This is a genomic window from Lysobacter enzymogenes (genome assembly GCF_017355525.1).
In the GTDB taxonomy this organism is placed as follows: domain Bacteria; phylum Pseudomonadota; class Gammaproteobacteria; order Xanthomonadales; family Xanthomonadaceae; genus Lysobacter; species Lysobacter enzymogenes_C.
Genome location: NZ_CP067395.1, coordinates 2,716,011 through 2,734,412 on the forward strand (window position 1 = coordinate 2,716,011; position 18,402 = coordinate 2,734,412).

At 69.0% G+C, this 18,402-nt stretch carries 14 protein-coding genes; 1 reads left to right on the plus strand and 13 read right to left on the minus strand.

Going from position 1 to position 18,402, the window contains the following annotated elements; all coding sequences use genetic code 11:
- Positions 1-12 precede the first annotated feature (12 nt).
- Entirely contained in the window at positions 13-2,733 is a 2,721-nt protein-coding gene (secA, locus tag JHW38_RS11275; RefSeq protein WP_207525993.1) for a preprotein translocase subunit SecA, read from the minus strand.
- A gap of 373 nt (positions 2,734-3,106) precedes the next feature.
- Positions 3,107-4,018, minus strand: coding sequence for a M23 family metallopeptidase (locus JHW38_RS11280; RefSeq protein ID WP_207525994.1), 912 nt, complete (start codon positions 4,016-4,018; stop codon positions 3,107-3,109).
- On the opposite strand from JHW38_RS11280, the gene JHW38_RS11285 reads away from it, so the two are divergent.
- Positions 4,017-4,478: a DUF721 domain-containing protein gene (locus JHW38_RS11285; protein WP_207525995.1), complete on the plus strand. Its 462-nt coding sequence runs from the start codon at positions 4,017-4,019 to the stop codon at positions 4,476-4,478. The genes JHW38_RS11280 and JHW38_RS11285 overlap by 2 nt on opposite strands.
- Before the next feature lie 304 nt (positions 4,479-4,782).
- Here the strand turns inward: JHW38_RS11285 and lpxC are convergent, their stop codons facing one another.
- The 11 genes from lpxC to JHW38_RS11340 all read right to left on the minus strand — a co-directional run bounded on the left by lpxC (position 4,783) and on the right by JHW38_RS11340 (position 18,394).
- Positions 4,783-5,694 carry a UDP-3-O-acyl-N-acetylglucosamine deacetylase gene (gene lpxC, locus JHW38_RS11290; protein ID WP_207525996.1) on the minus strand — a complete coding sequence of 304 codons (912 nt, stop codon included), beginning with the start codon at positions 5,692-5,694 and terminating at the stop codon, positions 4,783-4,785.
- A gap of 393 nt (positions 5,695-6,087) precedes the next feature.
- Positions 6,088-7,308: a cell division protein FtsZ gene (gene ftsZ, locus JHW38_RS11295; RefSeq protein WP_207525997.1), complete on the minus strand. Its 1,221-nt coding sequence runs from the start codon at positions 7,306-7,308 to the stop codon at positions 6,088-6,090.
- Between the two features lie 215 nt (positions 7,309-7,523).
- Complete coding sequence (ftsA, locus tag JHW38_RS11300) at positions 7,524-8,759, minus strand: cell division protein FtsA (RefSeq protein WP_074862643.1); 1,236 nt, start codon at positions 8,757-8,759, stop codon at positions 7,524-7,526.
- Positions 8,756-9,499, minus strand: coding sequence for a cell division protein FtsQ/DivIB (locus JHW38_RS11305; protein WP_207525998.1), 744 nt, complete (start codon positions 9,497-9,499; stop codon positions 8,756-8,758). Before JHW38_RS11305 ends, ftsA begins: the two co-directional genes overlap by 4 nt.
- On the minus strand, positions 9,496-10,473 hold the full coding sequence (locus tag JHW38_RS11310; RefSeq protein WP_278249814.1) for a D-alanine--D-alanine ligase: 978 nt from the start codon (positions 10,471-10,473) through the stop codon (positions 9,496-9,498). The genes JHW38_RS11305 and JHW38_RS11310 overlap by 4 nt, the downstream gene beginning before the upstream one ends.
- Positions 10,470-11,915 carry a UDP-N-acetylmuramate--L-alanine ligase gene (gene murC / locus JHW38_RS11315; RefSeq protein ID WP_207525999.1) on the minus strand — a complete coding sequence of 482 codons (1,446 nt, stop codon included), beginning with the start codon at positions 11,913-11,915 and terminating at the stop codon, positions 10,470-10,472. The genes JHW38_RS11310 and murC overlap by 4 nt, the downstream gene beginning before the upstream one ends.
- A gap of 169 nt (positions 11,916-12,084) precedes the next feature.
- Positions 12,085-13,170 carry an undecaprenyldiphospho-muramoylpentapeptide beta-N-acetylglucosaminyltransferase gene (murG, locus tag JHW38_RS11320; RefSeq protein ID WP_207526000.1) on the minus strand — a complete coding sequence of 362 codons (1,086 nt, stop codon included), beginning with the start codon at positions 13,168-13,170 and terminating at the stop codon, positions 12,085-12,087.
- On the minus strand, positions 13,167-14,450 hold the full coding sequence (gene ftsW, locus JHW38_RS11325) for a putative lipid II flippase FtsW (RefSeq protein WP_207526001.1): 1,284 nt from the start codon (positions 14,448-14,450) through the stop codon (positions 13,167-13,169). Before ftsW ends, murG begins: the two co-directional genes overlap by 4 nt.
- The gene (gene mraY, locus JHW38_RS11330) at positions 14,450-15,535 is read right to left on the minus strand and encodes a phospho-N-acetylmuramoyl-pentapeptide-transferase (protein ID WP_207526002.1); all 1,086 of its coding nucleotides are present in this window, start codon (positions 15,533-15,535) and stop codon (positions 14,450-14,452) included. Before mraY ends, ftsW begins: the two co-directional genes overlap by 1 nt.
- Positions 15,525-16,937: a UDP-N-acetylmuramoyl-tripeptide--D-alanyl-D-alanine ligase gene (locus JHW38_RS11335; protein WP_207526003.1), complete on the minus strand. Its 1,413-nt coding sequence runs from the start codon at positions 16,935-16,937 to the stop codon at positions 15,525-15,527. Before JHW38_RS11335 ends, mraY begins: the two co-directional genes overlap by 11 nt.
- Positions 16,934-18,394 carry a UDP-N-acetylmuramoyl-L-alanyl-D-glutamate--2,6-diaminopimelate ligase gene (locus tag JHW38_RS11340; protein ID WP_207526340.1) on the minus strand — a complete coding sequence of 487 codons (1,461 nt, stop codon included), beginning with the start codon at positions 18,392-18,394 and terminating at the stop codon, positions 16,934-16,936. The genes JHW38_RS11335 and JHW38_RS11340 overlap by 4 nt, the downstream gene beginning before the upstream one ends.
- Positions 18,395-18,402 lie beyond the last annotated feature (8 nt).

Below are 18,402 nucleotides of genomic sequence, written 5' to 3' on the forward strand. Positions count from 1 at the left end.
ATCTCGGCTGTATCAGCCCAACTGCCCATGGCAATGCTTGTACTTCTTGCCGCTGCCGCAAGGGCAAGGATCGTTGCGGCCGACATTGGCGAAGGCTTCGTCCGCCAGCACCTGCTCGGCTTCCTCGTCGGCGCCGAAACCGCCGGCGCTGGCGTGCTGGAACTGCATCTGGCCGAGCTGGGCTTCGGCCTGGGCGCGTTCCTGCTGCTCGAGCGCGGCGATTTCTTCCTCGCTCTGGATGCGCACGCGCGCCAGGATCGTCACCACCTCGCGCTTGACCTTGTCGAGCATCTCCGAGAACAGCTCGAAGGCTTCCTTCTTGTATTCCTGCTTGGGCTGCTTCTGCGCGTAACCGCGCAGGTGGATGCCCTGGCGCAGGTAGTCCATGCGCGCCAGATGCTCCTTCCAGTTCTGGTCGAGCACGTTGAGCATGATGTGCTTTTCCAGCATGCGCATGGTCTCGGCGCCGAGCTGCTGCTCGCGCGCGGAGAAATGCCCTTCCACCGCCTCGTGGACCTGGCGCGCGACCGCTTCGGCGTCGAGCTCCTCGGCCTTGGCCGCGGTCTCGACCAGCGGCACCTGCACGCCGAACTCCGAGGCCAGCGTGGCCTGCAGGCCCGGCAGGTCCCACTGGTCGTCGACCGAGTCGGCCGGCACGTGGCGCTGCACGATCTCGGCGACCACGTCGCCGCGGATGCCGTCGACGTTCTCCTGCACGCTCTCGGCTTCCAGCAGCTCGTCGCGCTGGCCGTAGATCACCTTGCGCTGATCGTTGTTGACGTCGTCGAAGTCGAGCAGGTTCTTGCGGATGTCGAAGTTGTGGGCCTCGACCTTGCGCTGCGCGTTGGCGATCTGCTTGGTCACCAGCGGGCTTTCGATGATGTCGTCTTCCTTCAGGCCCATCCGCGCCATCACCTTCTGCACCCAGTCGGCGGCGAAGATGCGCATCAGATTGTCTTCGAGCGACAGGTAGAAGCGCGAGGAACCCGGGTCGCCCTGGCGGCCGGCGCGGCCGCGCAGCTGGTTGTCGATGCGGCGCGATTCGTGGCGTTCGGTGCCGACGATGTGCAGGCCGCCGGAGGCCTTGACCGCGTCGTGGCGCTGCTGCCACTCGGCCTTCAGGCGCTTGTGGGTGACCTCGTCGACCGGCTCGCCGTTGTTCTGCGCGGCGAGCTCGGCGAGCTCGGATTCCAGCGAGCCGCCGAGCACGATGTCGGTGCCGCGGCCGGCCATGTTGGTCGCGATGGTGATCGCGCCCGGACGCCCGGCCTGGGCGATGATGTTGGCCTCGCGCTCGTGCTGCTTGGCGTTGAGCACCTCGTGGTGCACGCCGGCGGCCTTGAGCTGCTGGCTCAGCATTTCCGACACTTCGATCGAGGTCGTGCCGACCAGCACCGGCTGGCCGCGCTCGTGCGAGGCCTGGATCTCGGCCAGCACCGCGCGGTACTTGCCGTTGCGGTTGAGGAACACCTGGTCGGAGTGGTCCTTGCGCTGGGCCGGACGGTTGGTCGGGATCACGATCACTTCCAGGCCGTAGATGCTCTGGAATTCGTACGCCTCGGTGTCGGCCGTACCGGTCATGCCGGCCAGCTTCTTGTACATGCGGAACAGGTTCTGGAAGGTGATGCTCGCCAGGGTCTGGTTCTCGCGCTGGACCGGCACGCCTTCCTTCGCTTCGACCGCCTGGTGCAGGCCGTCGGACCAGCGCCGGCCCGGCAGGGTGCGGCCGGTGAATTCGTCGACGATCACCACCTCGCCGTCGCGCACGATGTAGTCGACGTCGCGCTGGTAGATCGCATGGCCGCGCAGCGCCGCGTTGAGGTGGTGCACGACCGAGATGTTCTGCCCGGCGTACAGCGATTCTTCGTCGCCGATGATGCCGGCCTTGCGCAGCAGTTCTTCGGCGTGCTCCTGGCCGGCTTCGGACAGGTGCACCTGCTTGCCCTTCTCGTCGACCCAGTAGTCGCCGTCGCCGTCTTCCTTCTCCTGACGCGTCAGCGAGGGGACGATGCGGTTGACTTTGATGTACAGCTCCGGCGATTCGTCGGCCGGACCGGAGATGATCAGCGGGGTGCGCGCCTCGTCGATCAGGATCGAGTCGACTTCGTCGACGATCGCGTAATGCAGGCCGCGCTGGAAGCGGTCGTCCTTCGACAGCGCCATGTTGTCGCGCAGGTAGTCGAAGCCGAATTCGTTGTTGGTGCCGTAGGTGATGTCGGCGGCGTACGCGGCGTGCTTGTCGGCGTGGTTCATGCCCGGGTAGACCACGCCCACGCTCAGGCCGAGCCAGTTGTAGAGCTTGCCCATCCAGGCCGAGTCGCGCCGGGCCAGGTAGTCGTTGACGGTGACGACGTGGGTGCCCTTGCCTTCCAGCGCGTTGAGGTAGACCGGCAGCGTGCCGACCAGGGTCTTGCCCTCGCCGGTGCGCATCTCGGCGATCTTGCCCAGGTGCAGGACCATGCCGCCGATCATCTGCACGTCGTAATGGCGCATGCCGAGCACGCGCTTGGACGCTTCGCGGCAGACCGCGAACGCCTCCGGCAACAGCTTGTCGAGCGATTCGCCATCGGCGATGCGCTTCTGGAACTCCGGCGTCTTGGCCTGCAGCTGGGCGTCGGAGAGTTTCTCGAACTCCGCCTCGAGCGCGTTGATCTTGACGACGGATCGTTGCAGTTGGCGCAGCAGGCGGTCGTTGCGGCTGCCGAAAACGCGGGTAAGCAAGCTGTTGAGCATGACGGGTCCGTGTAAAGCGAACGGGGTTGCACAGGCGGGACGTGTTAAGAACGCGTTGCCGCCGGCAAGTTCCCCAGGAATCCAGAGGACCGCCCGATCGCTGCGTCCGAACCCCCGCGAACGGGGGCCGTAAAACGCGATCGGGGGCGCCATGCGCCCCCGATCGGATCGAGCCTGGTCTTTGGCCACACGCATTCTAGCGTGGGGGGCGACCTGAACGGTATCAAGGGGGAAAAGCGACGGCGGAATGTGGGACTTTGCCCGATTCCACGGTTCGCGAGTCAGTCCTCAGCGGCGACTTGCGCGTCCGGCCGGCCGCGGAGCGGCCGGCGTTCGAGGGGCCGCGAGCCAGTGGCTCGCAAGCAGGCCCCTCTCACCCCCGGAGCGGCGACTGCTGGTTGAGGAACTTGACCGGATTGACCACCCGCCCGTTCTCCCACACCTCGAAATGCACGTGGGCGCCGGTGGAGCGGCCGCTGGAACCGGCCTTGGCCACTTCCTGGCCGGCGCGGACCAGCTCGCCGACCTTCATCAGCAGGCGCGAGTTGTGCGCGTAGCGGGTCACGTAGCCGTTGCCGTGGTCGATCTCGATGACGTTGCCGTAGCCCGAGCGCACGCCCGAGTAGCTGACCACGCCGTCGGCCACCGCCAGCACCGGGTCGCCGACGTCGGCTTCGAAGTCGATGCCCTTGTGGAACGCGGCACCGCCGTTGAACGGGTCGGCGCGGCCGCCGAAGCCGGAGGTGATGTAGCTGTTGGCGATCGGCGCGCGCGAGGGCACCGCGTTCATGTCGATCTGGCGGTTGAACAGCAGCGATTCCAGCACCGTCAGCTGCTCGCCGGAGGCCTTGAACTGCTGCTTGAGCTGGTCCATGCCCATGTCGAGCTCGGGCTTGGACATGTCGCGGACCGGGCCCGCGCCGCCGACGCCGACCGGCTTGTTGAAATCGAATTCGCCGTCCTGGAGCTGGCCGATCCGGGTCAGGCGCTCGCCGAGGGCGTTGAGGCGGTTGGCCTCGGCCTGCAATTCGCCCATGCGCGCGGCCAGGGCATTGATCTCGCGCTGCGCGTCGCGGCGGGTGACGGCGATCTGGTCGTGCTGCTGGGCCAGTTCGGCGCGTAGCATGCGGTTGTCGGCGATGCCGGCGCCGGCGCCGACGCAAACGCCGGTGCCCAGCAGCAGCGCGATCGCCAGTGCGGGACGGCGGGCGCCGGCCCGGCCGCACTGCTGGAAGAAGTTCCCCAGCCGTTCGCGCGTGTGCTCTACGATGGATTGATAGGTCATGAGTCCGATGTCTGATTCCAAGCCCAAAAGGCCGCCGTCGCGCCGCCCTTCCGCTCCGCGCATCGCCCTGGATGCGTTGATGGAGGACACCGCCGGCAACCCGATCAAGCGAGCCTTGTGGCTCGAAGATCTGGACCTTCGGTTACGCCCCTACCTGCCGCCTTCGCTCGCCGCGCACGCGCGGCTGGCCAACTTCGAACGCGGCAGGCTCGTGTATGTCGTCGATGCTCCGGTGTGGCGCGCCAAATTGCGGCTGGCCGCACCGGAAATGCTCGACGCAGCCCGGTCCGTCGGGCTGAAAGCGGCCGAACTCGTCGTCAAGACGACGATCCCGCAACCGGCGGCAGCACCGGTGCGGCAGGCCAAACCCCTGTCGGCCGCGACGCAGAAAGCGTTGCAGGCCGCGCTGGACTCGCTGCGCGGCCCCGATGATTCCAAGGGCCGCGGCGACGCCAGCTGACGCTCGGACGGTACGCGCGGGGGGCGTTCCGGTAAGGGCCGAGTGCCGGGTCGGGGCATCCTACTGGCCCAACCCCGGGGGTTTGTTAAACGATCGGAAGCATTCCGGAAAAGTTCCGTTAGAAATTCGTTAACCCGTCACGTGGCATTCACGAGTGTGATCTGGTTAACGTTCCTGACTTTTCCGGGCCGGCATCACGGGCCGGTAGAGACGCGCGTTCAGCTTGGAACGCGGATCGGAAGCGCTGGGCGGGCACAAATTTCCCGCGGTGCAGCAGGCGCGGAGCCTGCCGCGGGCGTCCGCCTCAGGCGAACGCGGTCTCGCTGGCGTAGGCGACCGGGCCGGCTTCGGTCTGGTCGAAGCTGACCAGTTCCCAGGCCGAACGCTCGGCCAGCAGCGCGCGCACCAGCTTGTTGTTGAGCGCGTGGCCGGACTTGTAGCCCTCGTAGGCGCCGATGATGGCGTGGCCGGCCAGGTACAGGTCGCCGACCGCGTCGAGGATCTTGTGGCGGACGAACTCGTCGGCGTAGCGCAGGCCGTCGTCGTTGAGCACGCGGAATTCGTCGAGCACGATCGCGTTGTCCATCGAGCCGCCGAGGCCGAGGTTGCGTTCGCGCATGTATTCCAGGTCGCGCATGAAGCCGAAGGTGCGGGCGCGGCTGACTTCGCGGATGTAGTTCTGGGTCGAGAACTCGACCTGCGCGCGCGACTGCGAGGCCGGGATCGCCGGGTGGTCGAACACCACGGTGAAGCCGAGGCGGAACCCGTCGAACGGCTCGAACCGGGCGACCTTGTCGCCGTCGCGCACTTCCACCGGGTGCTTGATGCGAATGAAGCGCTTGGGCGCGTCCTGCTCGGCGATGCCGGCGGACTGCAGCAGGAATACGAACGGACCGGCCGAGCCGTCCATGATCGGCACTTCCGGCGCGGACAGCTCGACATAGCAGTTGTCGATGCCCAGCCCGGCCATCGCCGAGAGCAGGTGCTCCACCGTCATGACCTTGCCCAGACCGTAGGTCAGGCCGGTGCACAGGGTGGTTTCGGTGACCAGGTCGGCGCGCGCGGGCATCTCCACCACCGGATCGAGATCGGTGCGGCGGAACACGATGCCGGTATCGACCGGCGCCGGGCGCAAGGTCAGGAAGACCTTTTCGCCGCTGTGCAGACCCACGCCGGTGGCGCGGATGACGGTCTTGAGGGTGCGCTGGCGCGACATGGGCGTGAGGGGCTTTCCGCGGAACGGGTGAGGACTTGCAGCGATCGGCCCGCGTGGCCGCTGCGGCTCGTCGGGGCGGAATAGCTAATGGGGGTTGTCACTAAACCGCGCAAGAGTAGCACGCGGGTTCCTGAACCTGAACGCAAGGGACACACTGTCCCGCCGTTGTCAACAGCGCTGCGCAAACTGACCGATCGGCCCTGGAACGGGCCGACCGGCCCAAAAGCCCCGACGCCTGAGCGCCGGGGCAAGGTGCCCTGGGGACCGGGGACGAGTCCGGCCCGGGGATCGCGCTGGCCTTCGCGGGCGGCAGGCACCGGCAACGGTCCGCGGCGCGGACGGTTGACACCCGTCCGCTCCGAAGTCGCGCCGCGCGCCCTGCCCGCGCGGCCGTCAGTCCGCCTGGCGGCGCAGGAACGCCGGGATGTCCAGGTAGCTGTTGTCGCTGCCGAAGTCCGCCACCGCCGGGCCGGTCGGTTCCTGGCGGGCGCTGCCGCGCAGGTTGCCGCCGAAGCTCGGCATCGGCGCGTGGCCGACGTCGTCCATCGCCGAGAACTCGGGCTGGCCGGTGGTCGCGTTGCGCACCAGCTGGATCGGCGCGCGCTGCGGTTCGCGCTCGTAGCCGCTGCCGCGCACCGACTGCTTGGCGACGACGCGGTTGAGGCCGGTGGCGACCACGGTGACCTTGACCTCGTCCTGCATGTCCGGGTCGAGCACGGTGCCGATGACCACGGTCGCGTCTTCGGAAGCGAAGTTCTCGATGGTGCGGCCGACTTCGTCGAACTCGGCCATGGTGAAGTCCGGACCGGCGGTGATGTTGACCAGGATGCCGTTGGCGCCGGCCAGGTTGACGTCGTCGAGCAGCGGGTTCTGGATCGCCGACTCGGCCGCGGCCTGGGCGCGGTCGTCGCCGCGCGCGGCGCCGGTGCCCATCATCGCCAGACCCATCTCGCTCATGACCGTGCGCACGTCGGCGAAGTCGACGTTGATCAGGCCCGGACGCACGATCAGGTCGGCGATGCCCTGCACGGCGCCGAGCAGCACGTCGTTGGCGGCGCGGAAGGCCTGGATCATGGTCGCGTTGCGGCCCAGCACGGTGATCAGCTTTTCGTTCGGAATCGTGATCAGCGAATCGCAGTGGTGCGACAGTTCCTCGATGCCCTTGAGCGCGACCTGCATGCGCCGGCGGCCCTCGAACGGGAACGGCTTGGTGACCACGGCGACGGTCAGGATGCCCATCTCCTTGGCCAGTTGCGCGACCACCGGCGCGGCGCCGGTGCCGGTGCCGCCGCCCATGCCGGCGGTGATGAACACCATGTCGGCGCCGGTCAGCGCGTCCATGATGCGCTCGCGGTCTTCCAGCGCTGCTTGACGACCAACCTCCGGATTGGCGCCCGCGCCCAGGCCCTTGGTGACGTTGCTGCCGAGCTGCAGCTGCAGCTTGGCGCCGCAGTTCTTGATCGCCTGCGCGTCGGTGTTGGCGGTGATGAATTCCACGCCGTCGACGTTGCCGCTGACCATGTGCGCCACGGCGTTGCCGCCGCCGCCGCCCACGCCGACGACCTTGATGACCGCGTTCGGGGCCATTTTTTCAACCAGTTCGAAATGTGCCATGTCCTCGTCCTCTTTGAGCCGGGATTTGGGAGTGGGGATTCGGGATTCGCAAGATGCGATCCGACCCTCCATCACCTTCTCGGCGTTTATGGTTTTTATGTTGAACAACTAAACGACCTAACGCTTCGTTACGACTTCCGTGTTTGCCCTGTTCCGAGTTGCCTCTAGCTTTTGCTCTGCCTCTAAAACGAATCCCGACTCTCGAATCCCGGCCTTCAAAACTCGCCGCGATACCAATTCTTCAACTTGCTCAGGAAACTGCCGGCGCGACCGGTCGAGATCACCGGACGGCGCGGGTTCTCGATCTGGCTGCCCATCAGCAGCAGGCCGACGCCGGTGGCGTGGACCGGGTTGCCGACCACTTCGCCCAGGCCGGTGACGTGCTGGGGAATGCCCACGCGCACCGGCATCTGCAGCATTTCCTCGGCCAGCTCGACCACGCCTTCCATCTTCGCGGCGCCGCCGGTCAGGACCATGCCGGCGCGCACGTGATGCTCGAAGCCCGAGCGGCGCAGTTCGGCCTGGATCATTTCGAAGATTTCCTCGTAGCGCGCCTGCACCGCCTGCGCCAGCGAGTGGCGCGGCATGCGCCGCGGCGGGCGGTCGCCGACGCTGGGCACCTGGATGGATTCCTCGGCGGTCGCCATCTGCGCCAGCGCGCAGGCGTAGCGGACCTTGATCTGCTCGGCCTCCGGGGTCGGCGTGCGCAGCATGTGGGCGATGTCTTCGGTGACCTTGTCGCCGGCGATCGGCAGGCTGGCGCTGTGGGCGATGGCGCCCTGCACGAACACCGAGATGTCGGTGGTGCCGGCGCCGATGTCGACCAGGATCACGCCGAGCTCGCGCTCGTCGCTGGTCAGCACCGCGTTGCTGGAGGCCAGCACGCCGAGGATCAGGTCGTCGACCTGCAAGCCGCAGCGCTGCACGCACTTGCTGATGTTGGCCGCGGCCGACTGCGCGCACACCACCAGGTGCGCATGCACCTCCAGGCGCACGCCGGTCATGCCGACCGGGTTGCGGATGCCTTCCTGCGAATCGTCGAGCACGTAGTCGCGCGGGATCGCGTGCAGGATCTTCTGGTCGGCCGGGATCGCCACCGCCTTGGCCGCTTCCAGCACCCGGTCGAGATCGCCGTAGGTGACCTCGCCGTCGCGGATCGGGGCGATGCCCTGCGAGTTGCGGCACTGGATGTGGTTGCCGGAGATCGAGGCGTAGACCGAGCGGATCTCGCAGCCGGCCATCAGCTCGGCTTCCTCGATCGCGCGCTGGATCGACTGCACGGTGGATTCGATGTCGACCACCACGCCGCGCTTGAGCCCGCGCGATTCGTGCGAACCGATGCCGATCACCTCGATCGGATTTCCGGGCGAATACTCGCCGACCAGCGCCACCACCTTGGAGGTGCCGATGTCGAGGCCAACGATGAGCGACTTGTCGCCTTTGCGGTTCATGACTGTCCTTGCTGCTTCGGTGCGGCCGCCGGCGCCTGTTGCGCCGGCGCCCACGTCAGCGAAAAACCATTGGTGTAGCGAAGATCGGCGCGCTCGAGCACCTGCGCCTTCTGCGCGGTGAGCTGCGGCAGCATGTGCACGAAGCGGCTCAGGCGCGAACGCTGCTCGGTGCGGCCGATCACGATGCGCGCGCCGTTGCTCAGGCCCATCGTCCAGCTGCCGCGCTGATCGACCTGCAGGTCGCGCACTTCCAGCCCGACCGGCGCGAACAGCTCGCGCGACTCGTTGTACAGCGCCACCACGTCGGCGACCCGGCTGTCGGGACCGCCGAACTGCGGCAGCTTTTCCGGGACCTGCAGATCCTTGCCGAGCGGGAACAGGCGGCCCTGCTCCGACAGCAAACGATCCTCGCCCCAGCGCGCGAACGGCTTGTGCTCGATCACCGTCACTTCGAGCACGTCCGGCCAGCGCTTGCGCACTTCGGCGCGCTCGACCCACGGCAGCTTCGACACCGCGTCCTGCGCCTTGGGCAGGTCGACCGCGAAGAAGCCGCGCTGGGCGTACGGCAACAAGGTCTTGCGCAGCGCCGCCGTATCGACCCGCTCGAACTCGCCGGTGACGCGCAGGCGCTTGAGCGGCCACTGGTTCGCGCCGATCCAGCCGTTCAACACGGCCACGACCGGCAGCGCCACCAGAGCCAGCGCCAGCACCCATCCGACGAGTCGCAGCAGGGCGTTCACGCCGCGCCACCTCCCGCGATCGCGGTGGCTTCGAGCACGCGCCAGCACAGCTCGTCGTATTCGATGCCGATCTGGCGCGCGGCCTTGGGCACCAGGGAATGGCTGGTCATGCCCGGCGCGGTATTGACCTCGATCAGATAGAACTTGCCGTCGCGGTCGCGCATGAAATCGACCCGGCCCCAGCCCTTGCAGCCGGCGGCGACGAAGGCCTCCATCGCCAGGCGGCGGATCTCGTCTTCGGCGGCGCCGTCCAGGCCCGGGCACAGGTACTGGGTGTCCTCGGCGATGTACTTGGCGTGGTAGTCGTACCACTCACCCTTCGGCACGATCCGGATCGACGGCAGCGCGGTGTAGCCGTCGCCGTCGATCAGCACCGCGACGGTGAGCTCGTCGCCGACGATCATCTGCTCCATCAGCATCTCGCCGGGGTAGCGCGCGGCCAGAGCCACCGCCTGATCGATGTCGGCATCGGCGAGCACGCGCGAAACGCCCACGCTGGAGCCTTCGCAGGACGGCTTGATGATGACCGGCAGGCCGATCTCGCGCGCCGCCGCATGCACGTCGTCGCCCTTGGCGATGCGCTTGAAGCGCGGGGTCGGCAGGCCGGAACCGATCCACACCTGCTTGGTCCGGATCTTGTCCATCGCCAGCGCCGAGCCGAGCACGTCCGAGCCGGTGTACGGCACGCCGAGCGCTTCCAGCACGCCTTGCAGCACGCCGTCTTCGCCGCCGCCCTTGTTGCCGTGCAGGATGTTGAACACGCGGTCGACGCCGCCTACGCGGATCTGCTCGATCAGCGCCGGGATGCCGTCGACCGCGAACGCGTCGACGCCGCGCGAGCGCAGCGCTTCGAGCACGCCGCGGCCGGAATCCAGCGACACCTCGCGCTCGGCGCTGGTGCCGCCCATGAGCACGGCGACGCGGCCGAACACGGCCGGGTCGGTGACGCGCAACGCAGCGAACTTCGCACTCACTTCGACTCTCCCTGGAAACCGTTGCTGGCGATCTGCTGGGCCGCGGCGCCGATGTCGCCGGCGCCCATCAGCAACAGCAGGTCGCCGTCGTTCAATACGTCCGGCAGCACGCCGGCCAGATCGGCCGCGCCGGGGACCACGACCGGGTCGATGCGGCCGCGCGCGCGGATCGCGCGCGCCAGCGACTTGGCGTCGGCGCCGGCGATCGGCGCTTCGCCGGCCGGATAGACCTCGGTCAGCACCAGCGCGTCCACCGACGACAGCACCGCGGCGAAGTCGTCGAACAGGTCGCGGGTGCGGCTGTAGCGGTGCGGCTGGAACGCGACCACCAGGCGCTTGTCCGGCCAGCCGCCGCGCGCGGCGGCGAACACCGCTTCGAGTTCCTTGGGGTGATGGCCGTAGTCGTCGACCAACTGCACGGTCGCGCCCTTGTCGGTCTTGATCTGCGCCAGCAGGTTGAAGCGGCGGCCGATGCCGGCGAACTTCTCCAGCGCGCGCGCGATCGCGTCGGGCTGCACGCCGAGCTGCCACGCCACCGAGGCCGCGGCCAGCGCATTGAGCACGTTGTGGCGGCCCGGCAGCGCCAGGGTCACCGCGGTGCGGGTCGCATCGGGCAAACATAGGGTGAAATGCATCGCGCCGCCGTGCTGGCTGACGTCCTCGGCGCGCACGTCGGCTTCTTCGCTGAAGCCATACGTCATCACATGGCGCGGGGTTTCCGCGGCCAGCCGGGCGACGTTGGCGTCGTCGATGCACAGCACCGCCAGCCCGTAGAACGGCAGCCGGTGCAGGAATTCCTCGAACGCGGCCTGGACCTTGGCGAAGTCGCCGCCGTAGTTCTCCAGGTGGTCGGCGTCGATGTTGGTGACGATGGCGATCTGCGGGTTCAGACGCAGGAAGCTGCCGTCGCTCTCGTCGGCTTCGGCGACCAGCCACTGGCCGCCGCCGAGGCCGGCGTTGGCGCCGGCGGCGAGCAGCTTGCCGCCGATCACGAAGGTCGGGTCGATGCCGCCTTCGGCCAGCACGCTGGCGGTCAGCGAGGTGGTGGTGGTCTTGCCGTGGGTGCCGGCCACGGCGATGCCGCGGCGGAAGCGCATCAGCTCGGCCAGCATCTCGGCGCGCGGCACCACCGGAATGCGCTGCGCGCGCGCTTCCATCAGCTCGGGGTTGTCGCGCTTGATCGCGCTGGACACCACCACGCAGTCGGCGCCGAGCACGTTCGCGGCGGCGTGGCCGCGGTGCACGCTGGCGCCCATCGACGCCAGCCGGCGGGTGACGGCGTTGTCGGCCATGTCCGAACCGGACACCTGATAGCCCAGCGTGCACATGACTTCGGCGATGCCGCTCATGCCGGTGCCGCCGATGCCGACGAAGTGCACGCGCGGGAACGCCTTGGCCAGGTCGCCGGTGTGTTGCAGGCGGCGGCGGAGGGCGGTGCTCATGGCGTGGGGTCCGAGGTTGGGGGCTGGATGTCGGGGGTTAGGGAACTGCAGATGTCGCGTGTATCTGGAACGGTGCGCAGAGTAGTCAGTACAGGTGAAGCGGCGGAGAAGAACGAAACAACGGTTCCCCATCCCCCAACCCCGCTCTTTACTCCGCTTTCAAGCCTCCTCATCGCGCCGCCTCCAGCACCGCATCGGCGACGCGCTCGGCCGCATCGGGCCTGGCGATCGCGCGCGCGGCCTCGGCCATCTGCAGCAGCACGCCGCGTTCGGCCAGGATTTCGATGGTCGCCGACAGCCGCGCGCCGAGGTCGTCGCCGGCCTGCGGCAGCAACTGCGCCGCGCCGCGGTCGACCAGATAGCGCGCGTTCTTGGTCTGGTGGTCGTCGACCGCCTGCGGGAACGGCACCAGCACGCTGCCGACGCCGGCCGCGCACAGTTCGGCCAGGGTCAGCGCGCCGGCGCGGCAGACCACCAGGTCGGCCCAGGCGTAAGCGGCCGCCATGTCCGCGATGAAAGGCTCCAGCGAAGCCGCGACGCCGGCCTTCGCATAAGCCTCCTGCGCGTCGGCCAGCAGCTTCTCGCCGCACTGGTGCCGCACTTCGCACGGCACCCGCCCGCGCAGACCGGCGACCGCTTCGGGCACCGCGCGGTTCAAGGCGCGCGCGCCCTGGCTGCCGCCGAGCACCAACAGCTTGAGCGGACCGCTGCGGTCGGCGAAACGCTGCGCCGGCGCGGCGATCGCGGCGATCTCGGCGCGCACCGGGTTGCCGACGACTTCGTCGTTCGGACCGAAGGTGTCCGGGAAACCGGTCAGCACGCGCCGCGCCAGCCGCGAGAGCACGCGGTTGGTCATGCCCGGGGCGCGGTTTTGTTCGTGCACGATCAACGGCAGCCCGGCCAGACGCGCGGCCAGGCCGCCGGGGCCGGCGGCGTAACCGCCGAAGCTGATGACCGCGCGCGGCTGGCGCTGGCGCAGCACCCGGCCGGCGGCGCGCACCGACGCGGCGATGCGCAACGGCGCGCGCAGCAGCGTGGCGACGCCCTTGCCGCGCACGCCGCTGATCGCCAGCGTGTCGATCTCGATGCCGTGCTGCGGCACTAGGCGGGTTTCCATGCCGCCGTCGGCGCCCAGCCACGACACCGCGACGCCGCGCGCGCGCAGCGCCTTGGCCACGGCCAGGCCCGGGAAGATATGCCCGCCGGTACCGCCGGCGAGGATCAGCACGGGGCGCTCGCTGTTGCGCTCGCTCATGCGGTCCTCCCGAGCGCGGGCTCGACCCGGTCGCGCAGGCGGCTGGTGCCGCGCGCCGCGCCCGCGGGCGCAGCGGCCGGGCTCGCCGCCGCCGGCGCGGCGCCCGCGGCTTCGCCGCGCAGGCGCGCGACCTGGCGCTGGGCGCGGTCGAGCTCGTAGGACACGCGCAGCAGCACGCCGAGCGCGGCACAGCTCATCAGCACGCTGGAGCCGCCGTAGGAAATCATCGGCAAGGTCAGGCCCTTGGTCGGCAGCAGGCCGAGGTTCACGCCGATCGAGACGAAGCTCTGCAAGCTCATCCACAGGGCGATGCCGAAGGCGACATAGCCGGAGAAATGGCGGCGCATCTCCACGCACTTCAGGCCGACCCACAGCGCGCGGCCGGCCAGCAGCGCGTACAGGCCGACCACGCCGCACACGCCGACGAAGCCGAATTCCTCGGCGATCACCGCCATGATGAAGTCGGTATGCGCTTCGGGCAGGTACGACAGCTTCTGCACCGAGGCGCCGAGGCCGACGCCGGTCCACTCGCCGCGGCCGACCGCCATCAGCGCGTTGGTCAGCTGATAGCCGGTGCCGAACGGATCGCTCCACGGGTTCATGAACGAGGTCAGGCGGATCACGCGGTACGGCTCGGCGATGGCGATCACCGCCAGCACCGGCAGGCCGATCAGCACCGGGCCGAACATCCGCGGCATGTTGACGCCGCCGAGCACCAGCATGCCGGCGGTGATCGCCAACAGCAGCGAGGACGAACCGAAGTCGGGCTGCATCAGCAGCAGTCCGACCAGCACCACGGCCACGCCGATCGGCTTGAGCATCGCGCCCCAGGTCGCCGAGATGTCTTCGCTGAAGCGCTTGAGGTAGCTGGCCAGCCAGATGATGTAGAGCAGCTTCACCGCTTCCACCGCCTGGAAACCGATCACGCCCAGGTTGATCCAGCGCCGCGCGCCGTTGACCTGGCGGCTCACGCCGGGCACGAACACCGCCACCAGCAGCACCACGCACACCAGCAGCAGCCATTGGTTGTGTTGCTCGATGGTCTTGAGCTCGGTGCGCATCAGCCAGATACCCAGCGCCAGACCGATCGCCAGGAACATCAGATGGCGGGTCAGGAAGTAGAACGGGTCCACCGCGTGGGTGTTGGCCACGCCGAGCGAGGCCGAGCCGACCATGATGACGCCCACGCACGCCAGCGCCGCGGACGCGGCGAGCAGCCACGGGTCGTAACGACCGTGGATCGCATCGAGTCTCGTCGCCTGGCGCGCGGTGTTTTCCATCAGCGGACCTTGAGCGTGGCCAGGCCGATCAGCACCAGCACCACCGAGATGATCCAGAAGCGCACGATCACGCGCGGCTCCGGCCAGCCCTTGAGTTCGAAGTGGTGATGGATCGGCGCCATGCGGAACACGCGCTTGCCGGTCAGCTTGAACGAGGCGACCTGGATCATCACCGACAGGGTCTCGATGACGAAGATGCCGCCCATGATCACCAGCACCAGCTCCTGGCGCACGATGATGGCGATGGTGCCGAGCACCGCGCCGAGCGCGAGCGCGCCGATGTCGCCCATGAACACCATCGCCGGGTAGGTGTTGAACCACAGGAAGCCCAGCCCCGCGCCGGCGATGGCCGCGCAGATGATGATGAGCTCGCCGGCGCCCGGCACCGCCGGGATCTGCAGGTACTTGGAGAACTCGGCGTGGCCCGAGGCGTAGGCGAAGATGCCGAGCGCGCAGGCCACCAGCACGGTCGGCATGATCGCCAGACCGTCGAGGCCGTCGGTGAGGTTGACCGCGTTGGAGAAGCCGACGATCCACAGGTAGGCCAAGGCGACGAAGCTCACCCCGGCCAGCGGCAGCGCCACCGACTTGAACAGCGGCACGTAGAAGGTCGTCGCCGCCGGCACGTCGGCGTACAGCCACAGGTACAGGCCCGCGGCCAAACCGAAGATCGACTGCAACAGGTACTTCCAGCGCGACTTCAGGCCGTTGGGGTCGCGGCGCACGATCTTGATCCAGTCGTCGTACCAACCGATCGCGCCGAACGCCAGCATCACCAGCAACACGATCCACACGTACTTGTTGCGCAGGTCGCCCCACAACAGCACCGAGGCCATCACCGTGAACAGGATCAGCGCGCCGCCCATGGTCGGGGTGCCGGCCTTGGAGAAGTGCGACTGCGGGCCGTCCTTGCGGATCGGCTGGCCGCCCTTGAGCTGGCCGAGGCGGCGGATCACCGCCGGGCCCCACCACAGCGACAGCGCCAGCGCGGTCAGCGCGCTGAGGATGCCGCGGAAGGTCAGATAGCCGAACAGATTGAACACGCTTTGCAGCTGTTCAAGCCAACGAGTCAATTCAAGCAACATGCGTCGTGCCCTCCCCCGGCCGGTGTGCCGACAACAACGCCGTCACGATCTTGTCCATCGCACTGCTGTGCGAACCTTTCACCAACACCCGCACCTTGCCCGCCGCGCCCGCGTCGAGCTCGGCGGCCAGCGCCGCGGCGAGCTCGGCGTGGCTGGCGAACGTGCGCGCGCCGTCGCCGAACGCAGCGGCGGCCGCAGCCGGCAGTTCGCCGAGCGCGTACAACCGGCGCAGGCCGGCGGCCTTGGCGCGGCGGCCGATCTCGGCGTGCATGGCGATTTCTTCGTCGCCGATCTCGCGCATCGCGCCGAGCACCAGCCAGTTTTCGCCGCCCATCTCGGCCAGCGTGTCGATCGCCGCAGCGGTCGAACCCGGGTTGGCGTTGTAGCTGTCGTCGATCAGCACCGCGCCGTTGGCCAGGCGGTGGGTGATCAGGCGGCCATCGGCCGGCTGCGCGGCGTTGAGGCCGTCGGCGATGTGCTGCAGCGACACGCCCGCGCCCAGCGCCAGCGACGCGGCGGCCAGGGCGTTGCGGACGTTGTGGCGTCCGACCAGGGCCAGCGCGATCTGCGCCTCGCCTTGCGGCGCGACCAAGGTGAAGCTCGAACCTTCCGGCGCCACGCGCACGTCGCGCGCGGTGACTTCGGCGCTGGCGTCCAGGCCGAAGCGGATCAGCCGGCGCCCGGCCGCGCGTTGCTCAAGGACACGCTGTTCAAAATAGGGCGCGAACGCATCGTCGGCATTGATCGCCGCGACGCCGTCGGCCGGCAGCGCGTCGTAGATCGCCGCCTTGGTGTCGGCGATGCCGAGCAGGCTGCCCATGCGCTCCAGGTGCGCCGGGGCGATGTTGTTGACCAGCGACACCTGCGGCCGCGCCACCCGCACCAGATAAGCGATGTCGCCCGGCTTGCCCGCGCCCATCTCGTAGATCGAGAACTGCGCGTCTTCCGGCGCGTCCAGCACCGCCAGCGGCAGGCCGATCTCGTTGTTGCGGTTGCCCGGAGTCGCATAGGTCGTGCCGGCGCGTTCGAGGATCGCCGTGGTCAGCGCCTTGACGCTGGTCTTGCCGTTGCTGCCGGTGATCGCGACCACGGTGTTGCCGGCGCGCTGCGCCTGCACGCCGGCGGCCAGATCGGCCAGCGCCTGCTGGGTGTCGGCGACCACGACCTGGGCGATCGGCGCGTCGATTTCGCGCGCCACCAGCGCCGCGGCGACCGCGGTGTGGGCCAGTCCGGCGACGTGGTCGTGGCCGTCGAAGCGCTCGCCCTTGAGCGCGACGAACAGCGCCGCGCCCTCGCCCGGCAGCGCGCGGGTGTCGGTGCACACGGCATCGATCTCCACGTCGGCGCCGTGCACGCGGCCGCCGGTGAGGCGCGCGATCTCGCAGAGGCTCAAGCGCTTCATGCGCGAGCCTCCAGCGCGGCGCGCGCGACCAAGGTGTCGTCGAAGGGATGCCGCACGCCGTGGATTTCCTGGTAAGGCTCGTGGCCCTTGCCGGCCACCAGCACGATGTCGTCGGGGCCGGCTTCGGCGATGGCGCGCTCGATCGCCGCGCGGCGGTCGCGCAGCACGACCGCGCGCTGCGGGTCGCGGAAGCCTTCGAGGATGTCGGCGACGATGACGTCGCCGTCTTCGCCGCGCGGGTTGTCGTCGGTGACGATGGCCAGGTCCGCGCCGTGTTCGGCGATCGCCGCCATCTGCGGACGCTTGCCGCGGTCGCGTTCGCCGCCGCAGCCGAACACGCAGATCAGCCGCGCCTGCGCGTGCGCGCGCAGCGAGGCCAGCGCCTGTTCCAGCGCGTCGGGCGTATGCGCGTAATCGATCACCACCAGCGGCAGGCGGCCGTCGCCGCCGAGGCGGTTCATGCGGCCGTGGATCGGTTCGAGCTGCGACAGGATCCGTGCGATCTGCGCGGGCTCCTGATCCAGCGCATACAACGCGCCGGCCACCGCCAGCAGGTTGTCGACGTTGAAGCGGCCGAGCAGGCGCGAGGCGACCGGATGCGCCTTGCCGGCGACGACCAGATCGAAACCGATGCCGCGGCTGTCGAAGCTCAGCTTGTCCGCGCGCACGGTCGCGCCGGCCTGGCCGCGCGAGCTCAGGCCGATCGCGCGCACGCGCTTGGGCAGCTGCGCGAGCAGCTCGCGGCCGAACTCGTCGTCGAGATTGATCGCCGCCGCCTTCAACCCGTCCCAGCCGAACAGCCGCGCCTTGGCCGCGCCGTAGCTGGCCATGTCGCCGTGGTAGTCCAGATGGTCGCGGGTGAGATTGGTGAACACGCCGACGTCGAAATGCACGCCGGCCACGCGGCCCTGGTCGAGCGCGTGCGAGGACACTTCCATCGCCACCGCCTGCGCGCCGGCATCGCGCATGCCGGCCAGCAGTTCGTGCAGCGGCAGCACCAGCGGGGTGGTGAAGCCGTTCGGCACCACCTGCCCGTACAAGCCGGCGCCGAGGGTGCCGATGGTGCCGCAGGAAACGCCGAGCAGATGCCAGGCCTGCGCGATCAACTGCACGGTCGAGGTCTTGCCGTTGGTGCCGGTGACGCCGACCACGTTCATCGCCGCGCTGGGACGGCCATGGAACGCATCGCCCATTTCGCCCAGGCGCGAACGCAGCCCCGGCACGGCGATGGCGTCGGCCGGCGCCGGCAGATCGTCGGGCGCCGGCGGTTCGAACAGGATCGCGGCCGCGCCGGACGCGCGCGCCTGCTCGACGAACTTGAGCCCGTGCGCGCCGAAGCCGGCGATGGCGACGAAGGCGTCGCCCGCGCGCACCGCGCGGCTGTCCATCACCAGGCCGCCGATGCGCAGATCGCCGGGGATGCCGGCGATGTCGGGCAACAGCTCGGTCAACCGCATCGAGCGGC

What these genes read in the sequence shown, in the direction of transcription:
- ftsW (WP_207526001.1), bottom strand. Translation starts at nt 14,450, where the DNA reads ATGGAAAACACCGCGCGCCAGGCGACGAGACTCGATGCGATCCACGGT.
- murG (WP_207526000.1), bottom strand. Translation starts at nt 13,170, where the DNA reads ATGAGCGAGCGCAACAGCGAGCGCCCCGTGCTGATCCTCGCCGGCGGT.
- mraY (WP_207526002.1), bottom strand. Translation starts at nt 15,535, where the DNA reads ATGTTGCTTGAATTGACTCGTTGGCTTGAACAGCTGCAAAGCGTGTTC.
- murC (WP_207525999.1), bottom strand. Translation starts at nt 11,915, where the DNA reads ATGAGCACCGCCCTCCGCCGCCGCCTGCAACACACCGGCGACCTGGCC.
- ftsZ (WP_207525997.1), bottom strand. Translation starts at nt 7,308, where the DNA reads ATGGCACATTTCGAACTGGTTGAAAAAATGGCCCCGAACGCGGTCATC.
- JHW38_RS11335 (WP_207526003.1), bottom strand. Translation starts at nt 16,937, where the DNA reads ATGAAGCGCTTGAGCCTCTGCGAGATCGCGCGCCTCACCGGCGGCCGC.
- JHW38_RS11340 (WP_207526340.1), bottom strand. Translation starts at nt 18,394, where the DNA reads ATGCGGTTGACCGAGCTGTTGCCCGACATCGCCGGCATCCCCGGCGAT.
- ftsA (WP_074862643.1), bottom strand. Translation starts at nt 8,759, where the DNA reads ATGAACCGCAAAGGCGACAAGTCGCTCATCGTTGGCCTCGACATCGGC.
- lpxC (WP_207525996.1), bottom strand. Translation starts at nt 5,694, where the DNA reads ATGTCGCGCCAGCGCACCCTCAAGACCGTCATCCGCGCCACCGGCGTG.
- JHW38_RS11280 (WP_207525994.1), bottom strand. Translation starts at nt 4,018, where the DNA reads ATGACCTATCAATCCATCGTAGAGCACACGCGCGAACGGCTGGGGAAC.
- secA (WP_207525993.1), bottom strand. Translation starts at nt 2,733, where the DNA reads ATGCTCAACAGCTTGCTTACCCGCGTTTTCGGCAGCCGCAACGACCGC.
- JHW38_RS11285 (WP_207525995.1), top strand. Translation starts at nt 4,017, where the DNA reads ATGAGTCCGATGTCTGATTCCAAGCCCAAAAGGCCGCCGTCGCGCCGC.